This window comes from Streptomyces sp., assembly GCF_050698815.1.
Lineage (GTDB): Bacteria > Actinomycetota > Actinomycetes > Streptomycetales > Streptomycetaceae > Streptomyces.
Window position 1 is genome coordinate 1 of the sequence record NZ_JBOHCV010000366.1, and the last position, 9,061, is coordinate 9,061.

The window sequence follows — 9,061 nt, forward strand, 5'->3', positions numbered from 1 at the left end:
GTCTCGCTGCGGCGCGCAGTCGTGCTGGTCATACAGGAAAAGGCCGTCGTGGAGCACTCGCATCCCGGTCTCCGAGTGCGGGCAGCGAACTTCGATCTTCCTGTGCCGCAGATCGTCAGACTCTGCAGATACGTCCGGGTCCCGTTCCGACAACGGGCGCCGTGGTCGCGGCGCGGAGTCCTCATACGGGACCGGCAGCGGTGCGCGTACTGCGGGCGCCGGGCGACCACGGTGGACCACGTCGTGCCGCGCTCCCAGGGCGGCGCGGACACCTGGCTCAACACGGTCGCGGCCTGTGCGGCGGACAACCACCGCAAGGCGGACCGTACGCCGGCGCAGGCGGGCATGGTGCTGGCGGTGAAGCCCTTCGAGCCCACTCCCGCTGACGCACTCCTTCTGGCGCTGGGCCTGAGGGACGGAGAGTCGCTTCCGGAGTGGCTGACGGTGTCCGGCGCGGCCGTCTCCTCGCCCGCGCTGCCCGCCACTGCCTGAACGGCGGCGGCGCGGGTGAGGGCAAGGGCGGCCGGGCCCGCTTCCGCTGTGTCAACGCAGCAGTTGCTGGGCGATGGCCGCCCCGCCGACCGTCACGATGATGGCTCGCAATGCGGTCGGTGGCAGTTTGCGTCCGACGAAGGCGCCGAACTGGCCGCCGACCGCGGAGCCTCCGGCGATCAGCAGGACAGCCGTCCAGTCGAATTCCGCGACGAAGAGGAAGAAGACCGCGGCGGTTGCGTTGACGAGTGCGCCGAGGATGTTCTTCACGGCGTTGATCCGCTGCAGGTTCTCATCGAGCAACAGCCCCATGAGGGCGAGGTAGATGATGCCCTGTGCCGCGCCGAAGTAGCCGCCGTAGGCACTGGAGAAGAGCAGACCGGTCGACAGCAGAGGGCCACCGTTCGGGCGGGCGGTGGTGCCTAGCCTCTCCCGGCGGCGCCGGGCGACGCGGGCGAGCCAGGGCTGGATGAGGACGAGCAGCAGCGCCACGCCGATGAGTGCGGGGACGATCATGTCGAAGGCGCTGGACGGCAGCTCGACCAGCAGTGCCGCTCCGGCGAGGGCCCCGACGAACGCCACGCTGCTCAGGACCATTACCCGCCGCCGCTGACCACGCAGTTCTCGTCTGTAGCCGATGGCTCCGCTGACCGAGCCGGGGACGAGACCGAGCGCGTTGGAGACGTTGGCGGTGACGGGCGGCAGACCGACGGCGAGCAGCACCGGGAAGGTGAGCAGCGTGCCCGAACCGACGATGGTGTTGATGGCGCCTGCGCCGACCCCTGCGACGCAGACGGCCACTGCCTCCCAGATGGTCACTCGAAGCCCCTTGATGATCAGTGCCTGACACACTGATCATGCCTGAGGGGCACTCGGCATGCGTATCCGGGTCTCTCAGTCGATCGTTGGCTTGTCCCGCCTCTGCTTCACCATGCCGGCCGATTCGCCGCCGCTGGTGGCGCCGCTGTTGCCACCGCCGGGCCGGAACCCGTCCAGGGCGCCGCCGAGGCCCTTGAGTGCGTCACCGATCTCGCTGGGCACGATCCAGAGCTTGTTGGCGTCGCCCTCGGCGATCTTCGGAAGCATCTGCAGGTACTGGTACGACAGGAGCTTCTGGTCCGGGTCGCCTGCGTGGATCGACTCGAAGACCGTACGGATGGCCTGGGCCTCACCTTCGGCCCGGAGGGCGGCCGAGCGGGCTTCACCTTCGGCGCGGAGGATCGAGGACTGCTTCTCACCCTCGGCGGTGAGGATGGCGGACTGCCGTACACCTTCCGCCTGGAGGATCGCCGCGCGCTTGTCGCGGTCGGCGCGCATCTGCTTCTCCATGGAGTCCTGGATGGACGTAGGAGGCTCGATCGCCTTCAGTTCGACTCGGTTGACGCGGATGCCCCACTTGCCCGTGGCCTCGTCGAGCACGCCGCGCAGTGCCGCGTTGATCTCCTCGCGGGAGGTGAGCGTCCGCTCCAGGTCCATGCCACCGATGATGTTACGGAGGGTGGTCACGGTGAGCTGTTCGATCGCCTGGATGTAGCTGGCGACCTCGTACGTGGCGGCGCGGGCGTCGGTCACCTGGTAGTAGATGACGGTGTCGATGTTGACGACCAGGTTGTCCTGGGTGATCACCGGCTGGGGCGGGAACGGGACGACCTGTTCACGCAGATCGACACGGTTGCGGACGGTGTCGATGAAGGGGACCACGATGTTCAGGCCCGCGTTGAGTGTGCGGGTGTAGCGGCCGAAGCGCTCGACGATGGCGGCGCTCGCCTGCGGGATGACCTGAATCGTCTTGATGAGTGCGATGAAGACCAGCACCACCAGGATGATCAGGACAATGATGATGGCGTCCATCGCCGTCCCCCTGCACGTGTATCACTGATATGAGGTTGGTAAGAGTCGCTGCGCTAACTCGTTGTGCTCGTACGGTTGTTGCCCGCTATCCCATCACGATCGCGGTGGCTCCGTCGATCTCCACCACGTCGACCTGACTGCCCGGTTCATAGGCCGCGCCCGAGTCGAGTGCGCGGGCCGACCAGACCTCGCCCGCGAGTTTGATCCTGCCGCCCTCGCCGTCCACCCGTTGCAGCACGGTCGCCTGACGCCCCCGCAGGGCGTCCACACCACTGCTCAGGGTGGGCCGCTGGTTCCGGGTACGCCGCGCCACAGGCTGTACGACAAGGATCAGCGCGGTCGAGACGACCGCGAAGACGACGACTTGCGTCACCATTCCCGCTCCGAGCCCGGCCGTGACGGCTCCGGCGACGCCACCCACAGCGAGCATGCCGAACTCCGGCATCGCGGTGAGGACGAGCGGGATCCCCAGCCCGGCCGCGGCAATCAGCCACCACACCCATGCGTCCACACGGCCATGGTAGGCGTGCGATCAACTCAGCGGCAGACCCTGAGCCGTCCAGCGGTCGTCACGAGCCTCCACCACCAGGGGCAGCCCGAAGCAGCGCGAGAGATTACGGGAGGTCAGCTCCGTCTCGAGAGGTCCGGCCGCCAGGATCTGCCCCTGACGGATCATCAGAACATGCGTGAATCCGGGGGGGATCTCCTCGACGTGGTGGGTGACCATGACCATCGAGGGGGCGTACGCGTCGCGCGCGAGGCGGCCCAGTCTGCGCACCAGGTCCTCGCGGCCGCCGAGGTCGAGTCCGGCCGCGGGCTCGTCGAGCAGCAGCAGTTCGGGGTCGGTCATCATGGCGCGCGCGATGAGCGTGCGCTTGCGCTCCCCCTCGGAGAGAGTGCCGAACTTGCGGTCGAGGTAGTCGCTCATGCCGAGCCGGTCGAGGAAGGCGCGGGCGCGGTCCTCGTCCACCGCGTCGTACTCCTCATGCCAGTGCGCGGTCATGCCGTACGCGGCGGTGAGCACCGTCCGCAGCACCGTCTGGGCACGGGGCAGTTTGTCGGCCATGGCGATACCCGCCACACCGATGCGCGGGCGCAGTTCGAAGACGTCGACGGCGCCGAGCCGTTCGCCGAGGATGGTCGCGGAGCCGGAAGACGGGAAGAGGTAGCTGGAGGCCAGGTTGAGCAGGGTGGTCTTGCCGGCCCCGTTCGGGCCGAGGATGACCCAGCGCTCGCCCTCCTTGACCGACCAGGAGACGTCGTCCAGCAGAGCACGGCCCTCGCGGACCACTGATACGTCCACCAGTTCCAGTACTTCGCTCATGAGCGCGTCGTCTCCCATTGCAGTCGCCGTTGCCCGTGCCTGTGGGCACAGTCCCCGGACAAAACCTACGCCACGCGTTCGACGGCTCGTTCTCTAGGCTGTGCTCATGCTCGAAGAACCTCGTTCGGGGCGGCTGGCCGCCTGGGGAAACGCACTGATCGCCGGGCTCGTCTCACCTGATGAGGCGGCCGGGCGGATCGTCGGTGAGGACGCCGTGCACCGGGTGGCCTGGCTGCCGGCCGGTCCGGCCGCGGAGCCCGAGGCGGCGCCCGTCGGTCTGACCCTGGCGCTGGGGCGGCTGCGGTCACTGGGCGCCGCGGGCCTGCGGGTGGCGCTCCCCGCACCCGGTCACCCGCTGGGGCTGAGTGGTCCGCCGGAGTTCAACTCCCGTGCCCTGGAAGCCGGTGAGGCGGTGCTGGCGACGGGTGCGGCGGTGGGGCTGGTTCCGGAGATCACGGCCGCCGGGACGGAAGGTGACCTGCACGTGGAGGTGACCTGGCACTGTCTGCCAGTACAGGAGGGCCCGCCCTCCATGGGTGACACGCCCTCGCTGGGTGAGGCGGAGCGGGAGCTGGCCGAGGCGGTGCGGGACGCCACCGAGGTGCTCACGGAGCTGGACGTGGCCGGGTCGGGGCCGGTGGCGGACGCGGCGCTGGATGCGTACCGGGCGCGCATGGAGGCGGGGCGGCGGCTGCTGGCGCCGGGGTATCCGCCGCGTGCGGTGCGGGTGCTGGAGCTGGCGCAGCGGGTCCGGGCGCTCGTCGCCATCGCGTACGGGAACGGGGCCGGGACGGGTGCCGGGGGCGGAAACGACGGACGCGAGCACGGCGGGGCGGTGAGCGCCTCACAGATCGTGGCGCGTGCGGACGCGCTGCGGCCTGTGGAGCGGACGGCGCGGCGGGCGCAGGTCGCGGCGTACAACGCGTACGCGGAGGAACTGGAGCGCAAGCGGTCCTGAGAGAGCGGTCCGGGGCCGGCCGCCGGGTCACGGGACCGTCAGTCCGTCAGCCCGTGCCGGACCGCCCACAGGGCCGCCTGCGTACGGTCGGCGAGGTCGAGTTTCATCAGGATGTTCGATACGTGAGTCTTGACCGTCTTCTCGGACAGCACCAGTACGCGTGCGATCTCCCGGTTCGAGCGCCCGTCCGCGATCAGTTCGAGCACCTCACGCTCCCGGTCGGTCAGCGTCGGGCCCCGTCCGGCGCTGAGCCGCCCGTCACCCGTGCCGTCCGAGAGCAGCGCGTCCGCGACCTCCGGCTGGAGCAGCACGTGGCCCGCGTGTACGGAGCGGATGGCCCCGGCGAGTGCCTCCGGGTCGACGTCCTTGTAGACGTAGCCCGCTGCTCCGGCACGCAACGCGGGGACCACGGTGCGCTGTTCGGTGAAGCTGGTGACGACGAGGACGCGGGCGGCGCTGTCCTGCCCGCGGAGCCGGCGCAGCGCCTCGATGCCGTCGGTGCCGGGCATCTTCACGTCCATCAGGATGACGTCGGGGGTCAGCTCCGCGGCGCGGGCGACGCCTTCGTCGCCGTCGGCGGCCTCGCCCACCACCTCGATGTCGTCCTGGATCTCGAGGAAGGTGCGCAGCCCGCGCCGGACGACCTGATGGTCGTCGACGAGCAGCACGCGGATCGGGTCAGCCACCGGGCACCTCCAGCTCGATCACGGCACCCTGGCCGGGCTCGGAGTCGACACTCAGCGTGCCGCCGACGCCGCTCGCCCTGTCCCGCATGGACACCAGGCCGAGGTGCCGGCCGGCACGGCGTACGGCCTTCGGGTCGAAGCCCCTGCCGTCGTCGGCGATCCGCAGCCGGGCGCCGGTGCCGCGACGGGTGAGGGTCACGTCGACGCGTGAGGCGGCGGCGTGGCGCAGCGCGTTGTGCAGGGCTTCCTGGGCGACGCGCAGCAGCGCCTCTTCCTGCGCGGCGGGCAGCGCCCGTACGCCCACGCTCGCGAAGGTGACCTCGGCGGAGTGCGCACGGTCGAGCACCTGGGCCTGGGCGCGCAGGGTGGCGACGAGGCCGTCCTCGTCGAGCGCGGCGGGGCGCAATTCGACTACGGCGCCGCGCAGTTCGTCCGCGGCCTCGGCGGCGAGCCGGGCGATCTCGTGCAGTTCGTCCTTGGCCCGGGGCGGGTCGCGGTCGACGAGCGCGGTGGCGGCCTGAGCCGTGAGGCGGAGCGAGAAGAGCTTCTGTGCGACGGCGTCGTGCAGTTCGTGGCCGATGCGGGCGCGTTCACCCGCGATCGTCAGCTCGCGGCTGCGTTCGTAGAGGCGGGCGTTGGTGAGGGCGATGGCCGCGTGCTGGGCGAGCAGGCGCAGCAGCTGCTCGTCCTCCTCGGTGAAGGCGCAGGCCGGCGGGGCGCCGGCCTGCGCCGCGTCCGCGTCCGGGACCGTGGGCCGCGACCGGTCGGCCGGGCACCGCTTGTTGGCGAGGAAGAGCGCGCCCAGCACCGTTTCGCCGTCGGCGACGGGCATGCCGAGGAAGTCGGCCAGCTCGGGGTGTGCGCTGGGCCAGCCCTCGAAGCGGGGGTCCGTGCGGACGTCGGCGAGCCGCTGCGGGGTGGCGTCGTCCAGCATCGCGGCGAGGATGCCGTGCTGGCGTGGCAGCGGGCCGATGGCCTTCCACTGTTCGTCCGTCACGCCGTCCACCACGAACTGGGCGAAGCCGCCGTGGTCGTCGGGTACGCCGAGCGCCGCGTACTCCGCGTCGAGCAGCTCGCGGGCGGAGGCGACGATCGTCTGGAGGACGTCGCGCACCTCCAGCTGCCGGTTCATGGCGAGCAGTGCGGCGCTGACGGCGGCGAGTCCGGAGCGGTGGAGCATGCGATCACGGTACCGGCGGGGACGGGCGGGGACATCGGCCCTGGGCCGGGGACGCAGGGGCCGGAGGACCTAGGTCCGGGGCCAAGTCCATAAACCCACCAGTGTGACACTGCGTTTATGTCTTCAACACACTGCGTACATGTAACCGGGTATGCGGTGTGAGTCACCGCATAGACGCAGATCACGTACGAGCCAGCTTAGTAGACAGCTTCTGACACCGGACGTGCAAGGCAGGTACATCGCGGTATCCACTCGGCCCGCGATCAACTACTCAAGTTAGTAATGGTGATTTTTGCCCGGTGCCTGACGCCCCGCTAAGAATGTCTGCCGCCGCAGGGGCCACCGCCGCTGCGGTCCGCAACTGGAAGAGGTTCCCTCCCCATGAGCGTTCCCACTCCCGAGAGCCCCGGCAGGCTGTCCCGTCTGCAGAAGATCTCCGCGGTGACCAGTGTCGCAGCGGTCGGTGTGACGGCCATAGCGTTCACCGTCGTACCAGGTCAGAAGGACAGCGGAAGCGAGACCGCCGGGCCGGAGATGGCCGCCAAACCGGTCGCCCTGCAGACCGCGGTGGACAGCCCCGCCGCGCAGAAGGTCAGCATCGACGCCCAGACCTCGGCAGCGGACGACCGGGCGCGGACGGCGGCCAAGGCCGAGGCGCGGAAGAAGGCCCAGGCCAGGGCGGAGAAGCGTCACAAGGCGGCCGTACGGGCCAAGAAGGCCCGCCAGGAGGCCGAACGGGAGCACCAGCGCGCGCAGGCGGCGAGCCGCTCCGCGAAGCGCGGGAGCTCCGCCACCCCAGCGCCGTCGGGGTCGCCCAAGGCGATCGCCCGCCAGCTGATCGGTGACGAGTCGCAGTTCCAGTGCTTCTCGAACATCGTCGAGCACGAGAGCGGCTGGAACGTGCACGCGCAGAACCCGAGCGGCGCCTACGGACTGGTGCAGGCGCTGCCCGGCTCCAAGATGGCCTCGGCCGGCCCCGACTGGCGCGACAGCGCGACCACTCAGATCAAGTGGGGCCTGGGCTACATGAAGGACCGCTACGGCAGCCCGTGCGGCGCCTGGTCGTTCTGGCAGTCCAACAACTGGTACTGACGCGAGACGGCCGGCCCCCGGTCCTCGCGGACATAGCCGGACACGGAAGGCGGCGGCTCCCGGACCGGAAACCGCCGCCTTCCCCGTGCCGTCCGTACGGACCGGACCGGCCGGCCCGTACGGACCAGTCACTACTTGCGCATGACCTCCGGCTCATGACGGCGCAGCAGCCGGGCGACCACGATGCCGCAGACGATGCCCATCAGGATCAGCACGCCCATGTCCAGGGCCCAGATTCCGGTGGAGTGCTCCCACAGCGGGTCGATCTCGGTGAGCTTCTCCCGGTCCCAGGGCGCCATGACGTGCGCCAGGTCGATGGTGGCGCCGGTGGCACCAACCGCCCACCGGGACGGCATCAGCCAGGCGACCTGCTCGACGCCCGGCGAGTCGAAGATCTTGAACAGCACGCCCGTGAAGACGACTTGGACGATCGCGAACATCACCAGCAGCGGCATCGTCTTCTCCGCGGTCTTCACCAGCGCGGAGATGATCAGGCCGAACATCATCGAGGTGAAGCCGAGCGCGATGATGCCCAGGCAGATCTCCAGCGGCACCGGCATGAGCACGCCCTCCTCGGGCAGCTCGCGCGGTGTGAGCCCGATGGCGCAGATGATCACGCCCTGCAGAGCGGTGATGGCGCCGAGGACGACGACCTTCGACATCAGGTAGGCGGAGCGGGACAGGCCGGTCGCCCGTTCCCGTTCGTAGATCACCCGCTCCTTGATCAGCTCACGTACGGAGTTGGCCGCACCCGAAAAGCACATGCCGACCGACAGGATCAGCAGAATGGTGCCGGCTGCCGGGTTGAAGCCCTTGGGCGCCAACGGGTTCTTCTCCAGGCCGAGTTCGGCGGGGATGACCGTACTGACGGTGCCGAGGACGGCGGGCAGGATCACCATCAGTGCCAGGAAGCCCCGGTCGGAGGCGATGACCGACACGTAACGGCGCAGCAGCGTCCAGAACTGGGAGCCCCAGCTCTGCGGCTTCTGCGTCCGCGCGGGCGGCGCCTGCTGCTGCGGGTATTGCTGCGGCGTGACGGAGTCGAGGTCCGCGGCGTACATCTGGTAGTGCTGCGACCCCTGCCAGCGGCCCATCCAGTCGTAGTCGCGGTAGTTCTCGAAGGCCGAGAAGACATCCGCCCAGGTGCCGTAGCCGAAGAAGTTCAGCGCCTCCTCGGGCGGCCCGAAGTAAGCCACGCCGCCGCCCGGGGCCATCACCAACAGCTTGTCGCACAGGCCGAGTTCAGCCACGGAGTGGGTGACGACGAGCACCGTACGGCCGTCGTCGGCCAGGCCGCGCAGCAGCTGCATGACGTCGCGGTCCATGCCCGGGTCGAGCCCGGAGGTGGGCTCGTCGAGGAAAATCAGCGACGGTTTGGTCAGCAGCTCCAGGGCGACGGAGACGCGCTTGCGCTGGCCGCCGGAGAGCGAGGTGACCTTCTTGTCGGCGTGGATGTCGAGCTTGAGCTCGGCGAGGAC

Annotated in this window: 10 protein-coding genes; 3 read left to right on the forward strand and 7 right to left on the reverse strand. The window is 69.8% G+C overall.

Annotated elements, in window-relative coordinates:
* A partial coding sequence (locus ACRDP3_RS13350; RefSeq protein WP_431517128.1) for an HNH endonuclease occupies window positions 1–492 on the forward strand: 492 nt, incomplete at its 5' end.
* 51 nt (window positions 493–543) lie between these two features.
* On the opposite strand, the gene ACRDP3_RS13355 is transcribed toward ACRDP3_RS13350, so the two are convergent.
* The 4 genes from ACRDP3_RS13355 to ACRDP3_RS13370 form a co-directional block, all read right to left on the reverse strand.
* Window positions 544–1,311: a sulfite exporter TauE/SafE family protein gene (locus ACRDP3_RS13355; RefSeq protein WP_431517129.1), complete on the reverse strand. Its 768-nt coding sequence runs from the start codon at window positions 1,309–1,311 to the stop codon at window positions 544–546.
* Window positions 1,312–1,386: 75 nt separating this feature from the next.
* Window positions 1,387–2,343, reverse strand: coding sequence for an SPFH domain-containing protein (locus ACRDP3_RS13360; protein WP_431517130.1), 957 nt, complete (start codon window positions 2,341–2,343; stop codon window positions 1,387–1,389).
* Window positions 2,344–2,428: 85 nt separating this feature from the next.
* Window positions 2,429–2,854 (reverse strand): NfeD family protein, encoded by a 426-nt coding sequence (locus ACRDP3_RS13365; RefSeq protein WP_431517131.1) that lies wholly within the window; start codon window positions 2,852–2,854, stop codon window positions 2,429–2,431.
* 21 nt (window positions 2,855–2,875) lie between these two features.
* Window positions 2,876–3,667, reverse strand: coding sequence for an ABC transporter ATP-binding protein (locus tag ACRDP3_RS13370; RefSeq protein ID WP_431517132.1), 792 nt, complete (start codon window positions 3,665–3,667; stop codon window positions 2,876–2,878).
* A gap of 106 nt (window positions 3,668–3,773) precedes the next feature.
* Between ACRDP3_RS13370 and ACRDP3_RS13375 the strand changes: the two genes are divergently transcribed.
* Window positions 3,774–4,625: a hypothetical protein gene (locus tag ACRDP3_RS13375; RefSeq protein ID WP_431517133.1), complete on the forward strand. Its 852-nt coding sequence runs from the start codon at window positions 3,774–3,776 to the stop codon at window positions 4,623–4,625.
* Window positions 4,626–4,663: 38 nt separating this feature from the next.
* Here the strand turns inward: ACRDP3_RS13375 and ACRDP3_RS13380 are convergent, their stop codons facing one another.
* Entirely contained in the window at window positions 4,664–5,311 is a 648-nt protein-coding gene (locus tag ACRDP3_RS13380; protein WP_431517134.1) for a response regulator, read from the reverse strand.
* The gene (locus ACRDP3_RS13385; protein ID WP_431517135.1) at window positions 5,304–6,491 is read right to left on the reverse strand and encodes a GAF domain-containing sensor histidine kinase; all 1,188 of its coding nucleotides are present in this window, start codon (window positions 6,489–6,491) and stop codon (window positions 5,304–5,306) included. Before ACRDP3_RS13385 ends, ACRDP3_RS13380 begins: the two co-directional genes overlap by 8 nt.
* A gap of 381 nt (window positions 6,492–6,872) precedes the next feature.
* On the opposite strand from ACRDP3_RS13385, the gene ACRDP3_RS13390 reads away from it, so the two are divergent.
* Window positions 6,873–7,583: a transglycosylase SLT domain-containing protein gene (locus ACRDP3_RS13390; protein WP_431517136.1), complete on the forward strand. Its 711-nt coding sequence runs from the start codon at window positions 6,873–6,875 to the stop codon at window positions 7,581–7,583.
* Window positions 7,584–7,714: 131 nt separating this feature from the next.
* On the opposite strand, the gene ACRDP3_RS13395 is transcribed toward ACRDP3_RS13390, so the two are convergent.
* Window positions 7,715–9,061: ABC transporter permease (locus ACRDP3_RS13395; RefSeq protein ID WP_431517137.1), on the reverse strand; the 1,347-nt coding region annotated here is incomplete at its 5' end.

Bases quoted from the DNA above. Each gene is read 5' to 3' on its own strand.
- ACRDP3_RS13360 (WP_431517130.1), bottom strand. From the start codon at position 2,343: ATGGACGCCATCATCATTGTCCTGATCATCCTGGTGGTGCTGGTCTTC.
- ACRDP3_RS13370 (WP_431517132.1), bottom strand. From the start codon at position 3,667: ATGAGCGAAGTACTGGAACTGGTGGACGTATCAGTGGTCCGCGAGGGC.
- ACRDP3_RS13375 (WP_431517133.1), top strand. From the start codon at position 3,774: ATGCTCGAAGAACCTCGTTCGGGGCGGCTGGCCGCCTGGGGAAACGCA.
- ACRDP3_RS13385 (WP_431517135.1), bottom strand. From the start codon at position 6,491: ATGCTCCACCGCTCCGGACTCGCCGCCGTCAGCGCCGCACTGCTCGCC.
- ACRDP3_RS13390 (WP_431517136.1), top strand. From the start codon at position 6,873: ATGAGCGTTCCCACTCCCGAGAGCCCCGGCAGGCTGTCCCGTCTGCAG.